Below are 17,802 nucleotides of genomic sequence, written 5' to 3' on the forward strand. Positions count from 1 at the left end.
CGCGAATGGCGTTTTAACAACAGTGAAATAAAAGTTCAAATCTCTATTTTAAAACAACTAGTAAAGTAGAATTTATTCTAGTTGTCTAGTACAGCCCCAAATAGTTTTTCAGGCCGTCTGAAAACGGAGTTGGGCGGTAATACACATAAGGAAAAAAGTATGAATCATCATGAGAAAACCGGCTGGCTGTTTTTCTGGGGCATTGTCTCTTTCGGCCTGCTGCTGGAAATTTTGGTGAATCTTTTCCTGGCTTGGATGAACAACTTCATCGGGTGGGAGAATCAGGCGATATGTGTTTGGTGCGTTATTGCCCTGATCACGATTTGCCAGCCGCCGCTGTCGATGCGTTTTCGGCAAGACAAGCTGTGCCGCGCAGGGGTCGTCCTGCTGGCGGTTGAAGTTGCTTGTATGTTTGCCGCATACGGTATCGATGGTTTGGTCTTTCCGATCATCTGTGCCGTTGTTTCGCTGGCTTCGATTGTTTTATTGGTGCTGGCGCTGCTGCGCAAATCCAAATCTGTCGCCTAGAATTTTCAGGCAGCCTGAAACCCCGCAATACCCACATTTAAAGGATATTTTATGCCCGTAATTATCAAAACCGCCGCCGAAATCGAAAAAATGCGCGAACTCGGCCGCCTGGTGGCCGAAGCGTTGGATTACATCGGCGATTTCGTCAAACCCGGCATCACCACCAACGAAATCGACAAACTCGTGTACGACTACCACGTGAACGTGCAGGGCGGCTATCCCGCGCCGCTGAATTACGGCAATCCGCCGTATCCCAAATCCTGCTGCACTTCCGTGAACCACGTCATCTGCCACGGTATTCCCGACGATAAGCCGCTGAAAGAAGGCGACATCATCAACATCGACCTGACCATCAAGAAAGACGGCTTTCACGGCGATTCCAGCCGCATGTTCGCCGTGGGGCAAATCAGCCCGCAGGCGCAACGCCTGATTGACGTTACCCACGAATCCATGATGGCGGGCATTGCCGCCGTGAAAGCAGGCGCAACGCTGGGCGATGTGGGCTATGCCTGCCAGCAGGTGGCGGAAAACGCGGGCTATTCCGTGGTGCAGGAATTCTGCGGGCACGGCATCGGACGTGGCTTTCACGAAGCCCCGCAGGTGCTGCACTACGGCCGCAAAGGTACAGGCCCCGTGTTGCAGCCCGGCATGATTTTCACCATCGAGCCGATGATTAACCAAGGCAAACGCCACCTGCGGATTTTGGACGACGGCTGGACGGTGGTCACCAAAGACCGCAAACTTTCCGCGCAGTGGGAACACGAGGTGCTGGTAACGGAAACGGGCTGCGAGATTCTGACCGTCAGCCCGAAAACAGGGCGGCCGTAACGGACGGATTGTGTCTGGCGGCAGAGAAATCAAGTGCAGGCTGCTTTTGGGGATTTGGACAATGCAAAAGCAGCCTGCACATTCCAATCCGTATAGAGCGTTTGTCTGTGAAAGGTCATCATGAAATATTCTCCCGAACGCATCAGGAAGTTTTTTTATCTCCATGCAGTCGCTGTGCTGATGGGTTATGCGGCATTATGGGCAAGTGGGCGGAGTGTGCCGCCTTTGTTTTTCATCTTGTGGTTGATTTGGGAGCTGCCGTGGCGGAATGAAGATTTTTCCGGCAATCAAAAGCCGCAAAAAAGCCACCTGTTTAAAGATAGGTCCGCTAGCAGGGGGCTTTATGCATCCGGCCTGAGCAATGCCGCACTGATGACAGTCTTTGCCGCCATATATGATGGTGGTGGGCTGTGGATATTGCTGCTAGGGATAGTATCGGCGGTGTATATGTTTCTGGCTTGGAAAATCAGGATGTGGCCGGAAAATGCGCATGTGAAGTCGCCCAAGGTGGGCGGCGATAGGAGTCAATGGTTCACGCTGCTGTTTCTTGGTTGCGGCATCGTGATTTTGGCTTGCGATACGTATCGTTTGTCCGGCGAAATACCACACCAACTGCAGAACTTGTGGCCGGATTATGGTGAAAAACTGGTTGAAGATACCTTTGCCGCCTTTATGTGTTTGGAAATGACATATTCTTTGTGGTCGCGCAGGTAATCTTTGCAGGCAGCCTGCACTTCGGATTGCTCCCGCACCTTCGTTACCGACAAAATCGCCATTCCGCCCAAACGACACCAAGGCACGCGCATCGGTAGCCAAAATCGCAGATTTCACACCAATGCCAGCCTGCGATTTGGGTTACAATGCACGCTCTGCCGACCGATTTCATCAATATCGTGGATTAAAATTGCAATGATACGTCGTTGGCTCACCTTGACGTACTATTTGTACGCCTTGCGGCTCGCCGCCTTGTCTCATTTTTATTTTAAGCCACTATAAAATAGAACGCTATGATTTACATAAAAAACCTGATTTACTGGTTCGTGCTGGTGTCCACCATGCCGCTGATGTTTGTATGCGCCGTGATTGCCGCGCCGTTTCCCAAGGGCGTGAACCGTGTCGGCAAGGCGTGGACGGCGCTGCTGCTGTGGACGCTGGAACATGTGGTCGGGCTGCGCTACACCGTGCGCGGTGCGGAAAATATCCCGAAGAATCCGTGCATTATCTGCTGCAAACACCAAAGCGGCTGGGAAACGCTGGCGTTGCAGCAGATTTTTCCGTGGCAGACGTATGTTGCCAAAAAAGAGCTGTTCCGCATTCCGTTTTTCGGCTGGGCGTTGAAGCTGGGCGGCACCATCGGCATCGACCGCAAGGCCGGCGCGCATGCCACGCGGCTGTTGATGGAGCAGGGCATGGTGCGCAAAAACCAAGGGTTTTGGATTGTGATTTTCCCCGAAGGCACGCGCATGAAGGCGGGCGAGCGCGGCCGCTACAAACTGGGCGGCGCACGCATGGCGAAATTGTTTGAAATGGACATCGTGCCCGTGGCGCTCAACAGCGGGGAGTTTTGGCCGCGCAATTCGTTTTTGAAATATCCCGGTACGATTGACGTGGTGATTGGCGCGCCGATTGCGCATACGTCGGGCAACGAGGCGGAATTGATGGCGGCGTGCGAGACGTGGATTGAGGCGCGGCAGGACGAGATTTCGGGCGTGGGCCCGTGCGCGGCAAAACGGAAATAAGGCTGCGGCAAAAAGTGCAGGCTGCTTTTGGATGAATGGATATTCGCCAAAAGCAGCCTGCACTTTGATTTATAGTGGATTAAAATGGCAATGATACGTCGTTGGCTCGCCTTGACGTACTATTTGTACGCCTTGCGGCTCGCCGCCTTGTCTCATTTTTATTTTAATCCACTATATATGGTCATCAAATGCCGTTTAATCCAACGACTGCGCCAATTCCTGCGACCGTGCCGCCGCCGCGTGCGCACCTTCACGGATATGCTCCGCCACCCCGTGCGCACGGAACGATTCCAGCGCGGCAAACGTGGTGCCGCCTTTGCTGGTTACTTGTGCCTGCAACACGTCAAAATCTTCGCCCGATTGTTCCGCCAGCGCCACCGCGCCTTTGAACGTCTGCAAACTCAAAGTACGCGCGGTATCAGCATCGAAACCCAATTCGCAGGCTGCCTGCCGCAAGGCGTTCATCAGGTAAAACACATAGGCCGGGCCGCTGCCGGAAATGCCCGTGATGGCGTGCATTTGCGCTTCATCGTCCAGCCACACGGTCTGCCCGGACGCAGAGAAAATGGCTTGCGCGGTTTGGCGGTCGGCAGCGCTTGCACCCGGCGCGGCAAACAGTCCGGCCACGCCAAGGCCGACTTTGGCAGGCGTATTCGGCATCACACGGACGATGCGGTGCGTGCCGCCCAAATAGCGCGACAAAGTGTCCACGCCCAAGCCGGCCGCAATCGACAGCACCAAGGCGCCGTTGGGGCGGAGGGCGGCGCAGGCAGCCTGCATGTCCTGCGGCTTCACGGCCAGCACCAGCACGTCATCGGCGCACAATTCGGGCAGGGTTGCCGATACCTGCACGCCGTATTGCGCCGCCAAGCGCGCCCGTTGGTCGGGATTGTTGTCGGCAACGTGGATTTCGCTGTTGCGCCCTGCGCGGCACAGGCCTGCCACAATCGCCGTGGCCATATTGCCGCCGCCCAAAAAATAAATCGTCATTTCAAACCCTTTCTCTTTGCAGAATGCGCGGACGAAGCCGCAGACGGTTTATTTTAGCATTTTCGCTGTGCGATTTGGACGGGCGGAATGTGCAGGCTGCTTTTGCCATCTGAAAAAACAGCAGCGGCACGATACGCCGGATGAGTCGTATCGTGCCGCTGTGAATGTGCGGGCAAATCAATCGAAGTAATCGCGTTTGGCGGACAACACGTTGCCGGTTTTCGCGTCGATAATCACGTCGTATTCCTGGCCGTTTTTGTTGATCACTTCTACTTCGAAGAAAGCGCGGTTGTTGTACGATTTGTATTCGAAGTCCACATCTTTGGCAAAGCCGCCGCCCACGTGCGCCACAGCTTTCTGCGCCGCCGCTTCGTAGGAAATGTATTGTCCGCGGTTTTGCGCGTAAATGTAATCGTCGTTATCGGCCAGCGCGGGTGTTGCAACAGCCATCATGGCCAGAACCAGGGTGGATTTAATCAGTTTGTTCATGGTGTCTATCCTTTATCAAGGGTGGGAAAAATGGTGCGGAAGTGAATCCGCTGTGTCGATGGGTGCATGATACGGCGGCAAAATTAGGACAGAATTAGCCGTTGCCGATATTTGCGTTAAATCGGGTAAAGGATAAATGTCTTGATTGTAAACAACAGGATGGGTGATGCGGGGGTGCAGGCTGCTTTTTGGGGTTTTGGGGCGTGGGCAAATGTCGTACAATCGCCCTGTTGATCATGAAATAACCCGTCAGCCGACACAGGGTGCGCCAACGCGGTAGCCGCAGGGAAATTTCATTAATATGCAATATCGGCGCACAAAAGGACACTATCATGCACATTTCCCCCATCCCCGAAATCATTGCCGACATCAAAGCCGGCAAAATGGTCGTCATTACCGATGCCGAAGACCGCGAAAACGAAGGCGACATCATCATGGCCGCGCAATTTGTCACGCCGCAGGCCATCAATTTTATGATTAAACACGCGCGCGGCCTGGTGTGCCTGCCGATGGAAGACACATTGGTGGAAAAGCTCGGCCTGCCGATGATGACGCAGCAAAACGGCACGCAATACGGCACGAATTTCACCGTGTCGATTGAAGCGGCGCACGGCACCACCACCGGCATTTCCGCCGCCGACCGCGCGCTCACCATCCAAACCGCCGTGTCGCCGAACGTGCAGCCCGGCGATATCGTGCAGCCCGGCCATATTTTCCCCTTGCGCGCGCAAAAAGGCGGCGTGCTGGTGCGTGCCGGCCACACCGAAGCCACGGTGGATTTGGCGCATTTGGCGGGGCTAACGGGCGCGGGCGTGTGCTGCGAAATCCTGAACGACGACGGCACGATGGCGCGCATGCCCGAACTGTTGGAATTTGCCGAAACGCACGGCTTGAAAATCGGAACGATTGCCGATTTGATCGAATACCGCAGCCGTACCGAAAGCCTGTTGGAAGAAATGGGCGACACGGTGGTGAACACGCCTTGGGGCACGTTCCGCCAGCATGTTTATGTGGACAAGCTCAACGGCGACACGCATTTGGCTTTGGTGAAGGGCAACCCGGCCACCGCCGCCGAAACGCTGGTGCGCGTGCACGAACCGTTCAGCGCGATGGACTTTATCCAGTTCGACCCGAACCACACATGGAACCTGCCGGCCGCGCTGCAGCGCATTCAGGCGGCTGAAGCGGGCGTGCTGATTCTGCTGCACCGCACGGAAGACGGCGGCGCGCTGCTGGAACGCACGTTGCCGAAGAACAGTTTCCAAGTCAAAAAATGGGACCGGAAAACGTATGGCATCGGCGCGCAGATTCTGGCCGGGCTGAACGTGAGCAAAATGCGCGTGCTGGGCAAACCTTCTGCCATGAACGGCCTGACCGGCTTCGGGCTGGAAATCGTGGGTTTTGAAGAGCAGGCGGAATAAATCAAACCGGGCGGAAAAAGTGCAGGCTGCTTTTTAATACGGCAAAAGCAGCCTGCACTTTGATTGTGTGCCGATGGGATGGTTGGCCGATGCGTTATATCGTGGATTAAAATAAAAATGAGACAAGGCGGCGAGCCGCAAGGCGTACAGGTAGTACGTCAAGGCGAGCCAACGCCGTATCATTGCGATTTTAATCCACTATCCCTGCAACCAAAACGTTACCGGCCCGTCATTCACCAGCGACACCTGCATTTCCGCGCCGAAGCGGCCGCATTCGGTCGGCACGGATTGCGCGGCTTTGCGGCAGAAATCGTCATACAGTTCACGCGCCGTTTCGGGCGGTGCGGCCGGTGAAAAATTCGGACGCAGGCCTTTTTGCGTGTCCGCCGCCAAAGTAAACTGCGACACCACCAGCAAACCCGCCGTGCCGTCGGAAGCGCACACTTGCTGCAACGACAGGTTCATTTTGCCCGCCTCGTCGGCGAATACGCGGTATGACAGCACTTTGCGCAGCAGTTTGTCCGCCTTTTCGGGCGTATCGTCGCGCTCTACGCCCAGCAGCACCAGCAATCCGCCGCCGATTTGCCCCACCGTTTCCCCCTGCACGGCAACGCTGGCCTGCCGCACCCTTTGAATCAACGCAATCATCTGTTTCCTTTCTGTTTTATGAAAAATCCGACTTCCATTCCCGTGTGCTGGCTGTTTTGTACCGTTATCGACAATTTCGGCGATATCGGCGTGTCGTGGCGGCTGGCGCGCCAGTTGCAGCAGCGGCTGGGTTGGCAGGTGTGCCTGTGGCTGGACGATTTGGCGGCGCTGCGCACCATCGTGCCCGACGCGCCCGAAAAGCTGCCTGCACGGCATGACGGTATTGAACTGCGCGCGTGGCAGGCAGGCGTACAGGCGGATATGCAGGGTATTCCCGCGCCGCACATCGTCATCGAAACCTTTGCCTGCGATTTGCCCGACACCGTGTTGTCCGCCATCCGCCAAACCCGCGCCGTGTGGTTGAATTGGGAATATTTGAGCGCGGAAGACTGGGCGGTTCGCACCCACGCCATGAGCAGCCTGCAAGCGGACGGCTATCCAAAATATTTCTGGCAAATGGGCTTTGTGCCCGAAAGCGGCGGCCTGCTGCGCGAAACCGATACGCCGCCCGATGTGCCGTGCCGTGGCGAAGGAGAAAGCAGCCTGCACCTGTTCGCCTTCGGTTATGCGGGCGGCGTGTGGGCGAAATGGTGCGCCGCCTGGCAGGACACGCCGCAGCCCATCACGTTGCACGTTGCCGGCAATCCCGTGTGGCAAAGCCTGCCGAATGATTTGACCGAACACGGCGGCGCGGCCAAAAGCAGCCTGCACGTCTGCCGTCAGGATTTTGTGCCGCAAAGCGAATTTGACCGGCTGTTGCAGCGGCACGACGTATTAATCATCCGCGGCGAAGACAGCTTTGTGCGCGCGCAATTATCGGGCAGGCCGTTTTTCTGGCACATTTACTCGCAGGAAGCGCAGGCGCATTTGGACAAATTGGACGCTTTTTGGCAACTCTATTGGCGGCAGGTGCAGGCGGCGGACGATATCGTGCGGGCGCACACCGCGTTGTCGCTGGAGCTGAACGGTGCGCACACGCTGTCGGACGGCGAACGTGCCGCAGCATGGCGCACCTTGCTGCTGCGCCGCGAAGAATGGCAACGCGCCGCGCGGCAATGGCAGCAGTATCTGTATGCACAAAGCGATGCCGCCACACGGTTGGCGCAATGGCTGTGCAGGCTGCCTGCGCAATCGCCTGCGCACGAATGTTTGCAGCGGTATGCGGCGATAAAGGGTTATATAGTGGATTAAAATTGCAATGATACGGCGTTGGCTCGCCGCCTTGTCTCATTTTTATTTTAATCCACTATCTATAATGCATCGAAAAGCAGCCTGCACTTTGCAATGGAGAAAGTGCAGGCTGCTTTTTCATGTGCGGATTTCACTGCAGCGGGTTTATTGACCAGCCTTCAAACTTTGCCACAGGCGCGTTTGCAGTTTCACCATTTCGGGCGATTTCGGCAGCACCACGAAACTTTGCGCTTTCACTTCATCGCTCGGGAAAATGGACGGGCTGTCGCTGAATTCTTTCTGCATCAGCTCGCGCGCCGGTTTGCTGGCAGGGGCGTAGGTAACGAAGTTGCCGTTTTGCGCCGCCACTTTCGGGTCCAGCGTGTAGTTGATGTATTTGTGCGCATTGGCCACGTTGTTCGCGTCTTTCGGAATCATGAACGAGTCAATCCAAATGCCCACGCCGGTTTTGGGTGCGAGTACCTGAATGTTGTGCTTGCCGCCCGCTTCCTGCGCACGGCGTTTGGCAATGTTCAAATCGCCGCCGTAGCCGATGGCCACACACAAATCGCCGTTGGCCAAGCCGTCGATATAGCCCGAAGAGCTGAAGCGTTTCACGTCGCCGCGCACTTGTTTGAGCAGGGCGTTGGCCGCTTCCAAATCGGCGGGGTTTTCGCTATTCGGGTCTTTGCCCATGTATTTCAGCACCAGCGGATATTGCTCGGTGGGGCTGTCGAAGAAGCTGATGCCGCAGCTTTTCAGTTTGGCGGTGTATTGCGGATTGAAGACCAAATCCCATTCGTTGGCGGGCATCGGCGTGTCGCCCAAGGCTTTGGCCACTTGTTCGGTGTTGATGGCCAGCGTGTTTATGCCCCAGAAATACGGCACGGCGTATTTGTTGCCCGGATCGACTTGGCTCATCAGCTTCAGCAGTTCGGGGTCGATGTTGTTGTAGTTCGGGATTTGGCTTTTGTCGATGGGGCGGTACGCGCCGGCCTTAATTTGGCGGCCGACGTTGGAAATGGACGGTGCGACCAAGTCGAAGCCCGATTTTCCGGTCAGCACTTTGGCTTCCAGCACTTCGTTGCTGTCATAGAAGGCTTGGTTGATTTCGATACCGGTGTCTTTGGCGAAGGCTTCGATGGTGGCGGGCGCGACATAGTCCGACCAAACATAAAGGTTCAGTTCGCCGGTGGCTTCCTGATTGCCGGATGTGTTGTCGTCCGCATCGGAAGCAGTCTGCACGCCGGAAGCGCCGGAATGCTGATGGGCGGTGTTGTGTTCGTTCGAGCCGCCGCACGCTCCCAAAACCAGGGCAGCCAATGCGGAAACCAAAAATGTTTTGTTCATTGTTTCAGATTCCTGTCGGTGAAGTGGAAAAGCAGGCGTGCCGGTGATGAAAGTGCAGGCTGCCTCGATGCCGTTTGGGACGCTTTTAGCCTTCGTTGCGAAAGCTGAATCCAAACGCTTGGGCGGCAGCGCGATTAAACGAAAAAACGCGGGCGAATGCAAGTAAAAATTGACGCGGCGGGGAAATTTTTACCTGCGCGGCGCGCATGGTTGGTTTATGCGGGGTTGTCTTCGTCAAAGAAGCGGACGGCCAGCCCGAATTTGGCGGCCAGCGCGTTGCCCAAAGCCTGCACGCCGTAGCGTTCGGTGGCGTGGTGGCCGGCGCTGATGAAGGCGGTGCCGGTTTCGCGGGCAAGGTGGTATTGGGCTTCGGAAATTTCGCCGGTAATGTAAACGTCTGCACCCGCATCCGCCGCTTGCTGGAAATAGCCCTGCGCGCCGCCGGTACACCATGCGACGGTGTGCAGGCTGCTTTTCGGGTTGCCCACGGCCACGGGTTTGCGCCCCAGCGTTTGTTCGATGCGCGCGCACAAGGCATCCAGAGTGCGCGTGTCTTCGGGCAGCGTGCCGATGTTCAGCAGGTTTTGTTCGCCGAACGCGGCGGTCTGCGTCCATCCCAGGCGTTGCGCCAGTTGCGCGTTGTTGCCCAGAACGGGGTGCGCGTCCAGCGGCAGATGGTAGCCCGCCAGATTGATGTTGTGCGCCAGCAGCGCGGCAATGCGCTGTTTCTTCCAGCCGGTAATCACGGGCGGCTCGCTTTTCCAGAACATGCCGTGGTGCACAAGCAGCATTTGCGCGTTGCAGGCGGCGGCAAAATTAATCGCCGCGCGCGATGCGGTGACGGCGGTTACGATGGTGCGGATTTCGTCCGCGCCTTCCACTTGCAGGCCGTTGGGCGCATAGTCTTTGAATTGGGCGGTTTGCAGGGTTTCGTCGCACCATTGCAGAATTTGGGCGCGTGTGCTCATGGCGTTCCTTTCACGAATATCGGTTTGCGCTGCGTCAAAGTGCAGGCTGCTTTTTTTCATTGCGCTGGATTTTGTCATATTCTCGTCATAATTGGCGATTATACTATGCGCATCTCAAACTACCGACAGGATTTGCCATGTCCCCCAACCAAAACGCGCCCATGCGGAAAATCAACGCCGCCTTCATCGTCCTATTGCTGGGCATGGTCGGCTATTTCGTTTTTTGGGGGCTGGGTTACACGCAATACAACCATGTTGCCTTGTTCCTGCTCGCCACTTTGTTCGGCGTGTTTATGGCGTTCAATATCGGCGGCAACGATGTGGCCAATTCGTTCGGCACTTCGGTGGGTGCCGGCACGCTGACCGTGCCGCAGGCGTTGCTGATCGCGGCGGTGTTTGAAGTCAGCGGCGCGGTGATTGCCGGCGGCGAAGTGACCGCCACCATCCGCAACGGCATCGTCCATCTCGACAGCATGCCGCTGCAGCCTTTGGATTTGGTGTTTATCATGATGTCGGCGCTTTTGGCGGCGGCATTGTGGCTGTTGTTCGCCACCAAAAAAGGCCTGCCCGTGTCCACCACGCACGCGATTATCGGCGGTATCGTGGGCAGCTCGCTCACGCTGGGCTTTATCATTGCCGATGGCGGCAGCAGCCCTTGGAGTTTGGTGAAATGGGAAAAAATCGGCACGATTGCCGTGTCGTGGGTGCTGTCGCCGCTGTTGGGCGGGGCGGTGTCGTATGCGTTGTTTTATCTGATTAAGCGCAATGTGCTGGAATACAACGCGCGCATGGAAGAGCAGATAAAGGCCGTGAAGGCGGAGAAGAAAGCCTATAAAGAGCAACACCGCCTGCGTTTCGAATCGCTGGACGAAGCCGAGCAAATCCAAGCCACTTCTGCCATGGCGCGCGACGCGCAGATTTACGGCTCGCCCGATTTCGATTACACCGAACTGGAATCGAATTATTACAAAGGTTTATACGAAATTGACCGGCGCAAGAGCAGCATTCAGGTGTTCCGTGCGCTTTATACTTGGGTGCCGACCATTTCGGCGGTCGGCGGCATGGTGATTGCGACCATGTTGCTGTTCAAAGGTTTGGACAACCTGCATTTGAACATGAGCAACCTGACGCGCAGCTTTGTGATTTTGATGCTGGGCGCGGGCATTTGGTCGGCCACCTTCCTGTATGCCAAAAACCTGAAACGCAAAGATGTTGCCAAATCCACGTTTTTGATTTTCTCGTGGATGCAGGTGCTGACGGCGTCCGGCTTTGCATTCAGTCACGGTGCGAACGACATTGCCAATGCCATCGGCCCGTTTGCCGCGATTATGGACGTGTTGCGCACCAACGACATCAACGCCAACGCCGCCGTGCCGCCGGTGGCCATGCTCACGTTCGGCGTGGCGCTGATTGTGGGTTTGTGGTTTATCGGCAAAGAGGTGATTCAGACGGTGGGCAAGGATTTGGCGGCGCTGCATCCGGCCTCCGGCTTTGTAGCGGAATTGTCGGCGGCCAGCGTGGTGATGGGGGCTTCGGTGCTGGGGCTGCCCGTGTCCAGCACGCATATTTTGGTGGGCGCGGTGCTGGGCATCGGCTTGGTGAACCGCAATGCCAACTGGAAAATGATGAAGCCCATCGGCTTGGCGTGGGTGATTACCCTGCCGGCGGCGGCGTTCTTGTCCGTGGTAAATTTCTTGATTTTACGCGCGGTGTTTTAAGCATTGCGGCGGATAAAAAAGCAGCCTGCACTCGGATTTTTGGGGTGCAGACTGCTTTTTTGCGTGGGAAACGGGTAAACAGTTCACCAGATTGATGGCAGAAGTGATTTCAAGATGGGCGCGAGAAACTGCCCCATATGTTATTCGCGAGACTCGGAATTGACTTTTGCCCAGTGTAAACGAATATTTTGGTCTTGATGTGGTTTCAGTTTATGACGCTTGCTAAATGCAATGGCGTCGTGAACTGTCTTCACGGTTTTGACAAACTCGTCATACAAATGAGACATTCCGCTAATGGCAAAGACATCTTTTAATGATGGCTTTTGAATATGCTCATATTCGTCCCAGTGATCCAACACATAATGGGCATTGGCAATACCGTGAATTTTGCATAATTCGGCGGCTTCTTCTTTTGTCTTGCCGTTGAACTCAAACGCAAGATCAGGATAGCCCAGTTGTTCGATTACTTCAAATGCCAGCATATCACCCTCTTTTCAGTATTAAACTATTAAAAATCATGCTCATGCGGCTTGATGCGTTTAACGCAGCAAACCGTGTTGCGCGAAGGAAAACGTATCCTGTGCCGCCACAATGATATGGTCGAGCAGTTGGATGTCCAGCAGTTGCAAAGCAGCCTGCAACCGCTCCGTGGCCGCGCAATCTTCCGCCGAAGGCTGCACGTCGCCCGAAGGATGGTTGTGTGCCAGTAGCACTGACACGGCATGATGGTGCAGCGCGCGTTTCGCCACTTCGCGGACATACAGCGCGTTTTCCGCCACCGTGCCGCGCGACAATTCTTCGCACGCAATCAAGCGCTGCTGCGCGTCCAAAAACAGCGCCAGGCTCACTTCCACGCGTTCGTGCCCGATACGCAGCCGCAGATAATCGCAGGCAGCCTGCGGCGTTTGTAACAACGGCTGCTGCTGCAATTGCTCGCCCAGCACGCGCCGCCCGATTTCCAGCACCGTGGCAAATTGTGCGAACGCCGCCGTGCCCATGCCTTTGTGTTGCGACAATTCGGCGGCGCTTGCCGTCATCACGCCGCTTAACCCTTGATAATGCTGCAATAATGACCGCGCCAAATCCACCGCGCTCATGCCCTGTGTGCCCACGCGCAGCAAAATCGCCAGCAGTTCCGCATCGCTCAACGCCGCTGCGCCGCGCTGCAACAGTTTTTCGCGCGGCCGCTCGCCTTCCGCCCAGTCTTTAATGCTCATGGAAACCCTTGTCGTGAAAATATGGTGGATGAACACCGCAATGCGGCGGCGGTGCGCCTTGTGTTTGCGCCATGTTGATGTTCATCCGCCGTATTTGGAATGGAAAAAGCAGCCTGCACTTGGTTTTTCGGGGTGCAGGCTGCTTTTGCGTTCAGTGAATATAGAACATCGTCTTTGCCAGCAGCACGATGCCCAGCATCTGTACCAGCACCGCCGCGTGAATGTATTTGCTCCACGCCACGGTGAGCGTGCGCGTGGCGATTTTGTATACCGCAATCAAAAAATGCACCAGTACGCCGGTGGCCAAGCACAGTTTTAGCGTTAATTGGATGCTGAACGCGCTGGCAAACGGGTCGCGCAGCAAATCGATATAACGGTGCAGCATGACCAGCCCCGAGCCGAACACGCCCAGCACGATAAACGGCATCACGCGGACGGCGCGCCGTGAAATCACACGTTCGGCTTCGCGGCGGGCTTCGCGCGAAATCTGCTTGGTATGCAGCGCGCTCAAAACCAGCGCTTCAAAAATCACGCCGCCCACAAAGGCAATGGCGCAATACAGGTGGACGATGTGCGCCCAAGGGTAAAGTTGGCTCATAAGGGTTCTTCGTCATCAACGGGTTTCCGTCTGGCCCGGGGGTGGGTTTGGTCGTACACCTGCGCCAGATGGTCGGCATCGAGTTTGGTATAAATCTGCGTGCTGGAAAGGCTGCTGTGTCCCAGCAAATCCTGCACGGCGCGCAAATCGTGCGAGGCTTGCAGCAAATGTCCGGCAAAGCTGTGGCGCAACATGTGCGGCGTGATGGTTTGCAGGCTGCCCCGTTCGGCGGCCCAATGCTGCAAACGTTTGGCGATTTGGCGCGTGGTCAGGCGTTTGCCGTAACGTCCGGTGAACAGGGCGGATTCGCTGTCGGCCGTGGTGCGACGCGCTAGCCATGCGCGCAGGGCGGCAATGCTGTGTTGCGTGAGCGGGACGTGGCGTTGCTTGCCGCCTTTGCCGTGCACGCTGACCCAGCCTTCGTCCAGCCAGATGTCGTGCAGGTTCAGGGCGCACAGTTCCGACAGGCGCAGGCCGCTGCCGTAAAACAGCTCGGCCACGGCATGGTCGCGCACGGCCAGCGCATCGCCGGCTTCGGGTGCCTGGTCGAGCAGGTATTGCAGCGTTTCGCGTTCTATGGCGCGCGGCAGGCGTTGGGCTTGGCGCGGTGCTTTCAGCCGTTCTGCGGGCGATGCGTCGGCAGCTTCTTTTTGCTGCACGAATTTGGCGTATTGCCGCCACACGGTCAGTTTCCTGGCCAGGGTGCTGGCGTTCAACCCGCGCTGCGACAGGGTTTTTAAGGCGGCGGAAAAATCTTGCGCCGTGGGGTTTTCGCAGGCTTCGGGCAACAGGGTTTGCAGTTGCCACAAATCGCGCTGATAGGCGGCCAACGTGTGGGCGGAGCGGTTGAGCTGTGTTTGCTCGCGCAGATAATCGGGCAGGTGGGCGAAAAACGGCGAAGACATGGATGCAGGCTGCTTTTGGATTGGCATAAACGGCATTTTAACGGTTTTTGCGGCGTTGCGCCCTGCCGAATATGGAAAAACTGCCCATAAAAAAGCAGCCTGCACTTTGCGGACAATGAAAGTGCAGGCTGCTTTTCGGTTTATGCGGATTGTTTCGCGGCCCATTCGGCGGGCGTGGCGGCAACGGAAATCGACAATGCGTGCAGTTCGTTGCTGGCCAGCTGCGCGGCGAGTCCGTCTTTCACCAAGCGGTGCCGTGCCAGGCGGGCTTTGCCTTCAAAGGCGGACGATACGATTTGCGCGAAGAAATGGTGGCCATCGCCTTCCACTTCCAAATGTTCGCAGGGCAGCACCTGCGCAATCATTTCTTTTACTTGTTCCGGGAGAAGCATTTTGTGTTCCTTGTTCGATTATTTGGTTTGGTTGGCGCGGATTTGCTCTTCAAGCGCCGGCATGGGCGAATAACCGCTTTGCACCGTACCGTTCGGGAAGACCAAAGTCGGCGTGCCGTTGAAGCCCAGTTGCTCGCTCAATGCCAGCGTTTGCTGCATAGTGGCGGCTTTGGCACAGTCGGACACGGCAGGCGGCATTTTGCCTTCGCGCATCCATTCCGTCCAGGCTTTGGTTGGGTCTGGCTGACACAAGATTTGCACGGTTTTGCGTGTGGCATCCGGGTGCAGCGAAGTCAGCGGCATCATGAAATTGTAGATGGTCACGTTGGTCATTTTGGCGAATTCATGCTCCAAGCGTTTGCAGAACGGGCAGTCGGCATCGGAGAATACGGCGATTTTCAATTCGCCGTTGCCGCGCACTTCTTTAATTGCCAAATCGAACGGCAGTTTGTTGAAATCCACCGCGTTCAGCACGGCTTTGCGCTCTTCGGTCAGGCTTTTGGCAATGTCGGTTTGAATCAGGTCGCCCACGAACATGTATTGCCCCGTGGCGTCGGTGTAGGCAATCTGTTTGCCGTTCACCACGATTTCGTACAAACCGGCCACCGGCGTGGTGGATACGCTTTCCACTTTCAGTTTTTGGTCGGCGTAATTGCGTTCCAGCGTGGTGGTGATGGCTTTGGTGATTTCATCGCTCACTTTTTGTCCTGCGGGTGCAGGCTGCTTTTGTGTTGCTGCGGCAGCGGCAGCAGGGATTTGCGGTTGGCCGGCCGCAGGTGCTTGTCCGCAGGCGGAAACGCCCAGTGCCAGCGTAACGGCCGCCGCCAAATAAAGAGATTTCATCGTTAAACTTCCGTGTGTGTCAATAAAACAAAAACGACCAACTATACCAAAAAAACGGCAACACCTGCCAAACAAATCACATATTTTTACCAAAAAATACTTTTAAAGCAGCCTGCAACGTGCCAAAATTGCATATTTCGTTTTTGACACGCCGCACCATGACGCCGATTCTCGTTTTTGACATTGAAACCATTCCCGACGTGCGGGCCGTCCGCCTGCTCCATTCATTGCCCGACAGCGTGAGCGACGACGAAGTGGTGGAATTTGCCGCACAGCAGCGGCGCGCCAAAACCGGCAGCGATTTTATGCCGCACCATTTGCAGCAGGTGGTGGCGATTTCCTGCTGCCTGCGCTGGAACGACAAAGTGCATATCGGCACGCTGGGCAAACCCGACAGCGGCGAAGCGGAAATGGTAGGCGAATTTTTCCGCCTTATCGGCAAATACACGCCGCAACTGGTGAGCTGGAACGGCGGCGGTTTCGATTTGCCCGTGCTGCATTACCGCGCGCTGATACACGGCGTGCAGGCTGCCCGTTACTGGAACATGGGCGAGGGCGATTTTGCCGACAGCAAAGATTTTAAATTCAACCATTATCTGGCGCGCTACCAGCAACGGCATTGCGATTTGATGGATTTGTTGGCGCTGTATTCCGGCCGCGCCAACGCTCCGTTGGACGAACTGGCGAAAATGTGCGGCTTCCCCGGCAAACTGGGCATGGACGGCAGCCAGGTTTGGCAGGCATACCGCGACGGGCAAATCCAAAGCATCCGCGATTATTGCGAAACCGATGTGGCCAACACTTATTTGGTTTACCAGCGTTTCGGCTTGATGAACGGCCGTTTGAGCCGCGAAGAATACGAAAACGAACTGGAACTGCTGCGCGAACATTTATACGCCCAAGCCGAAGAAAAACCGCATTGGGACGAATTTTTAGAATCTTGGGACGAATAATTTGTTAAAATAACGAAATATCCGCTCTTTAATTACGAACAGGCATCGAAATGTATTTAAAAAAACAACAAGGCAAGGGGTTATTCAATTTCATGGCAGGGTCCATCGTGGCTTTGGGCGCGATTGCCGCCGTTCTGTTCACTTTGGACAAAAACAGCGCGCGCGATTTCAAACAGCCGCAGCTGGCCGAACACAACAAACCTGCCGCGCCGGAAGTGCTGTCGCCCCATGCCGGTGCATCGTCAGGTCCGGCTCCGGCCATCGAACCGGCCGTTTCCGACGAAAAGCAGCCTGCACTCCGCCAAGCGCCTTCTGCGGGGCATAATGAAACCGTTAAAACCGACACATTGACAGTGCAGGCTGCTTCCGAAAGCATTGCCAAGCCGGTGCCGCCGGTAAAACCGCGCACCGAAACCGTGCAAAACAAACCTAAACCGGCAGCGCAGGACGGCGAGGGTGCGAACAAAACCACGAATACCGATGTGGCAGCAGACGACGTGCAACCGACCGCCGAGCAGATTTTAAACAGCGGCAACTTGGAAAAAGCGCGCGAAGTGGCACAACGCGAAGCACGCGAGCGCCGTGCGCGCCAAGCAGCGGCTGCACGTGAAAAAGCAGCGCAAGCCACCACTTCCGCCAACAAACATGCTGCGGAAGAAAAACCTGTTTCTACGGCGAAACCCGCGCCTGCGGAAAAAACCGCCGCCGCTGAAAAACCTGCGACTACCCCAAAAACAGCACCGGCATCCAATAAAAATACTGCCGCCGCCGAAAGCAGACCGGCCACAGCAGAAAATGCTTCCGCGTCGGGCAAAGCCAGCGTTCAGGCCGGTGCGTACAACAACCGTCAGGCTGCGGACGAGCAACGCGCGAAATTGGCGGCGATGGGCGTGCAGACCAAAGTGGTCACCGTGCAGTCGAACGGCAAAACCGTGTACCGCGTGCAGACCAACCAAATGAACAGCACGCAGGCCAACCAAATCAAACAGCGCCTGCAATCCAAAGGCGTAGATTCCATTACCCGCAACCAATAATTTCATATTAA

20 protein-coding genes are annotated in these 17,802 nt (G+C 56.1%); 9 read left to right on the forward strand and 11 right to left on the reverse strand.

Translation table 11 applies throughout. The features are described from left to right. The first annotated feature begins 159 nt into the window (after positions 1 to 159). From HMPREF9098_RS09450 to HMPREF9098_RS09465, 4 genes are all read left to right on the forward strand, one after another. Entirely contained in the window at positions 160 to 528 is a 369-nt protein-coding gene (locus HMPREF9098_RS09450) for a hypothetical protein (protein WP_003784267.1), read from the forward strand. A 51-nt stretch (positions 529 to 579) separates the two neighbouring features. After that, positions 580 to 1,356, forward strand: a complete 777-nt coding sequence (gene map, locus HMPREF9098_RS09455) for a type I methionyl aminopeptidase (protein ID WP_003784268.1) — start codon at positions 580 to 582, stop codon at positions 1,354 to 1,356. A 120-nt stretch (positions 1,357 to 1,476) separates the two neighbouring features. Next, entirely contained in the window at positions 1,477 to 2,070 is a 594-nt protein-coding gene (locus HMPREF9098_RS09460; RefSeq protein WP_003784269.1) for a hypothetical protein, read from the forward strand. A 293-nt stretch (positions 2,071 to 2,363) separates the two neighbouring features. Next, a complete protein-coding gene (locus tag HMPREF9098_RS09465) occupies positions 2,364 to 3,095 on the forward strand; it encodes a lysophospholipid acyltransferase family protein (protein WP_003784270.1) in 732 nt (243 codons plus the stop codon). 195 nt (positions 3,096 to 3,290) lie between these two features. Here HMPREF9098_RS09465 and proC read toward each other — a convergent pair whose 3' ends face one another. Beyond that, positions 3,291 to 4,085: a pyrroline-5-carboxylate reductase gene (gene proC, locus HMPREF9098_RS09470; protein WP_003784271.1), complete on the reverse strand. Its 795-nt coding sequence runs from the start codon at positions 4,083 to 4,085 to the stop codon at positions 3,291 to 3,293. A 177-nt stretch (positions 4,086 to 4,262) separates the two neighbouring features. Continuing rightward, the gene (locus HMPREF9098_RS09475; RefSeq protein WP_003784273.1) at positions 4,263 to 4,574 is read right to left on the reverse strand and encodes a PepSY domain-containing protein; all 312 of its coding nucleotides are present in this window, start codon (positions 4,572 to 4,574) and stop codon (positions 4,263 to 4,265) included. Between the two features lie 332 nt (positions 4,575 to 4,906). On the opposite strand from HMPREF9098_RS09475, the gene ribBA reads away from it, so the two are divergent. Continuing rightward, positions 4,907 to 5,995 carry a bifunctional 3,4-dihydroxy-2-butanone-4-phosphate synthase/GTP cyclohydrolase II gene (ribBA, locus tag HMPREF9098_RS09480; RefSeq protein WP_003784276.1) on the forward strand — a complete coding sequence of 363 codons (1,089 nt, stop codon included), beginning with the start codon at positions 4,907 to 4,909 and terminating at the stop codon, positions 5,993 to 5,995. A 198-nt stretch (positions 5,996 to 6,193) separates the two neighbouring features. Here the strand turns inward: ribBA and dtd are convergent, their stop codons facing one another. Beyond that, positions 6,194 to 6,643: a D-aminoacyl-tRNA deacylase gene (gene dtd / locus HMPREF9098_RS09485; protein WP_003784279.1), complete on the reverse strand. Its 450-nt coding sequence runs from the start codon at positions 6,641 to 6,643 to the stop codon at positions 6,194 to 6,196. An 18-nt stretch (positions 6,644 to 6,661) separates the two neighbouring features. On the opposite strand from dtd, the gene earP reads away from it, so the two are divergent. Beyond that, positions 6,662 to 7,834 (forward strand): elongation factor P maturation arginine rhamnosyltransferase EarP, encoded by a 1,173-nt coding sequence (gene earP, locus HMPREF9098_RS09490; RefSeq protein WP_003784281.1) that lies wholly within the window; start codon positions 6,662 to 6,664, stop codon positions 7,832 to 7,834. 144 nt (positions 7,835 to 7,978) lie between these two features. Here the strand turns inward: earP and HMPREF9098_RS09495 are convergent, their stop codons facing one another. Continuing rightward, complete coding sequence (locus HMPREF9098_RS09495) at positions 7,979 to 9,163, reverse strand: polyamine ABC transporter substrate-binding protein (RefSeq protein WP_003784285.1); 1,185 nt, start codon at positions 9,161 to 9,163, stop codon at positions 7,979 to 7,981. A 215-nt stretch (positions 9,164 to 9,378) separates the two neighbouring features. Then, a complete protein-coding gene (locus HMPREF9098_RS09500; protein WP_040564922.1) occupies positions 9,379 to 10,131 on the reverse strand; it encodes a Nif3-like dinuclear metal center hexameric protein in 753 nt (250 codons plus the stop codon). Between the two features lie 137 nt (positions 10,132 to 10,268). On the opposite strand from HMPREF9098_RS09500, the gene HMPREF9098_RS09505 reads away from it, so the two are divergent. Next, on the forward strand, positions 10,269 to 11,849 hold the full coding sequence (locus tag HMPREF9098_RS09505; RefSeq protein ID WP_003784291.1) for an inorganic phosphate transporter: 1,581 nt from the start codon (positions 10,269 to 10,271) through the stop codon (positions 11,847 to 11,849). Between the two features lie 140 nt (positions 11,850 to 11,989). Here HMPREF9098_RS09505 and HMPREF9098_RS09510 read toward each other — a convergent pair whose 3' ends face one another. From HMPREF9098_RS09510 to HMPREF9098_RS09535, 6 genes are all read right to left on the reverse strand, one after another. Continuing rightward, positions 11,990 to 12,331 carry a hypothetical protein gene (locus HMPREF9098_RS09510; protein WP_003784292.1) on the reverse strand — a complete coding sequence of 114 codons (342 nt, stop codon included), beginning with the start codon at positions 12,329 to 12,331 and terminating at the stop codon, positions 11,990 to 11,992. 57 nt (positions 12,332 to 12,388) lie between these two features. Continuing rightward, positions 12,389 to 13,066, reverse strand: a complete 678-nt coding sequence (radC, locus tag HMPREF9098_RS09515; protein WP_040564434.1) for a RadC family protein — start codon at positions 13,064 to 13,066, stop codon at positions 12,389 to 12,391. A gap of 151 nt (positions 13,067 to 13,217) precedes the next feature. Beyond that, positions 13,218 to 13,664 carry a CopD family copper resistance protein gene (locus HMPREF9098_RS09520; protein ID WP_003784294.1) on the reverse strand — a complete coding sequence of 149 codons (447 nt, stop codon included), beginning with the start codon at positions 13,662 to 13,664 and terminating at the stop codon, positions 13,218 to 13,220. Further along, entirely contained in the window at positions 13,661 to 14,569 is a 909-nt protein-coding gene (locus tag HMPREF9098_RS09525) for a tyrosine-type recombinase/integrase (RefSeq protein ID WP_040564924.1), read from the reverse strand. The genes HMPREF9098_RS09520 and HMPREF9098_RS09525 overlap by 4 nt, the downstream gene beginning before the upstream one ends. Before the next feature lie 140 nt (positions 14,570 to 14,709). After that, positions 14,710 to 14,961 carry a BolA family protein gene (locus HMPREF9098_RS09530; protein ID WP_003784296.1) on the reverse strand — a complete coding sequence of 84 codons (252 nt, stop codon included), beginning with the start codon at positions 14,959 to 14,961 and terminating at the stop codon, positions 14,710 to 14,712. An 18-nt stretch (positions 14,962 to 14,979) separates the two neighbouring features. Then, a complete protein-coding gene (locus tag HMPREF9098_RS09535; protein ID WP_003784297.1) occupies positions 14,980 to 15,804 on the reverse strand; it encodes a DsbC family protein in 825 nt (274 codons plus the stop codon). Between the two features lie 158 nt (positions 15,805 to 15,962). Here HMPREF9098_RS09535 and HMPREF9098_RS09540 point away from each other — a divergent pair, with 158 nt between their 5' ends. After that, positions 15,963 to 16,757, forward strand: coding sequence for a 3'-5' exonuclease (locus HMPREF9098_RS09540; protein WP_040564925.1), 795 nt, complete (start codon positions 15,963 to 15,965; stop codon positions 16,755 to 16,757). A gap of 92 nt (positions 16,758 to 16,849) precedes the next feature. Then, entirely contained in the window at positions 16,850 to 17,791 is a 942-nt protein-coding gene (locus tag HMPREF9098_RS09545) for an SPOR domain-containing protein (RefSeq protein ID WP_232618015.1), read from the forward strand. Positions 17,792 to 17,802 lie beyond the last annotated feature (11 nt).

The organism is Kingella denitrificans ATCC 33394, from assembly GCF_000190695.1.
Lineage (GTDB): Bacteria > Pseudomonadota > Gammaproteobacteria > Burkholderiales > Neisseriaceae > Kingella_A > Kingella_A denitrificans.

What these genes read in the sequence shown, in the direction of transcription:
- HMPREF9098_RS09450 (WP_003784267.1), top strand. Translation starts at nt 160, where the DNA reads ATGAATCATCATGAGAAAACCGGCTGGCTGTTTTTCTGGGGCATTGTC.
- map (WP_003784268.1), top strand. Translation starts at nt 580, where the DNA reads ATGCCCGTAATTATCAAAACCGCCGCCGAAATCGAAAAAATGCGCGAA.
- HMPREF9098_RS09460 (WP_003784269.1), top strand. Translation starts at nt 1,477, where the DNA reads ATGAAATATTCTCCCGAACGCATCAGGAAGTTTTTTTATCTCCATGCA.
- HMPREF9098_RS09465 (WP_003784270.1), top strand. Translation starts at nt 2,364, where the DNA reads ATGATTTACATAAAAAACCTGATTTACTGGTTCGTGCTGGTGTCCACC.
- proC (WP_003784271.1), bottom strand. Translation starts at nt 4,085, where the DNA reads ATGACGATTTATTTTTTGGGCGGCGGCAATATGGCCACGGCGATTGTG.
- HMPREF9098_RS09475 (WP_003784273.1), bottom strand. Translation starts at nt 4,574, where the DNA reads ATGAACAAACTGATTAAATCCACCCTGGTTCTGGCCATGATGGCTGTT.
- ribBA (WP_003784276.1), top strand. Translation starts at nt 4,907, where the DNA reads ATGCACATTTCCCCCATCCCCGAAATCATTGCCGACATCAAAGCCGGC.
- dtd (WP_003784279.1), bottom strand. Translation starts at nt 6,643, where the DNA reads ATGATTGCGTTGATTCAAAGGGTGCGGCAGGCCAGCGTTGCCGTGCAG.
- earP (WP_003784281.1), top strand. Translation starts at nt 6,662, where the DNA reads ATGAAAAATCCGACTTCCATTCCCGTGTGCTGGCTGTTTTGTACCGTT.
- HMPREF9098_RS09495 (WP_003784285.1), bottom strand. Translation starts at nt 9,163, where the DNA reads ATGAACAAAACATTTTTGGTTTCCGCATTGGCTGCCCTGGTTTTGGGA.
- HMPREF9098_RS09500 (WP_040564922.1), bottom strand. Translation starts at nt 10,131, where the DNA reads ATGAGCACACGCGCCCAAATTCTGCAATGGTGCGACGAAACCCTGCAA.
- HMPREF9098_RS09505 (WP_003784291.1), top strand. Translation starts at nt 10,269, where the DNA reads ATGTCCCCCAACCAAAACGCGCCCATGCGGAAAATCAACGCCGCCTTC.
- HMPREF9098_RS09510 (WP_003784292.1), bottom strand. Translation starts at nt 12,331, where the DNA reads ATGCTGGCATTTGAAGTAATCGAACAACTGGGCTATCCTGATCTTGCG.
- radC (WP_040564434.1), bottom strand. Translation starts at nt 13,066, where the DNA reads ATGAGCATTAAAGACTGGGCGGAAGGCGAGCGGCCGCGCGAAAAACTG.
- HMPREF9098_RS09520 (WP_003784294.1), bottom strand. Translation starts at nt 13,664, where the DNA reads ATGAGCCAACTTTACCCTTGGGCGCACATCGTCCACCTGTATTGCGCC.
- HMPREF9098_RS09525 (WP_040564924.1), bottom strand. Translation starts at nt 14,569, where the DNA reads ATGTCTTCGCCGTTTTTCGCCCACCTGCCCGATTATCTGCGCGAGCAA.
- HMPREF9098_RS09530 (WP_003784296.1), bottom strand. Translation starts at nt 14,961, where the DNA reads ATGCTTCTCCCGGAACAAGTAAAAGAAATGATTGCGCAGGTGCTGCCC.
- HMPREF9098_RS09535 (WP_003784297.1), bottom strand. Translation starts at nt 15,804, where the DNA reads ATGAAATCTCTTTATTTGGCGGCGGCCGTTACGCTGGCACTGGGCGTT.
- HMPREF9098_RS09540 (WP_040564925.1), top strand. Translation starts at nt 15,963, where the DNA reads ATGACGCCGATTCTCGTTTTTGACATTGAAACCATTCCCGACGTGCGG.
- HMPREF9098_RS09545 (WP_232618015.1), top strand. Translation starts at nt 16,850, where the DNA reads ATGGCAGGGTCCATCGTGGCTTTGGGCGCGATTGCCGCCGTTCTGTTC.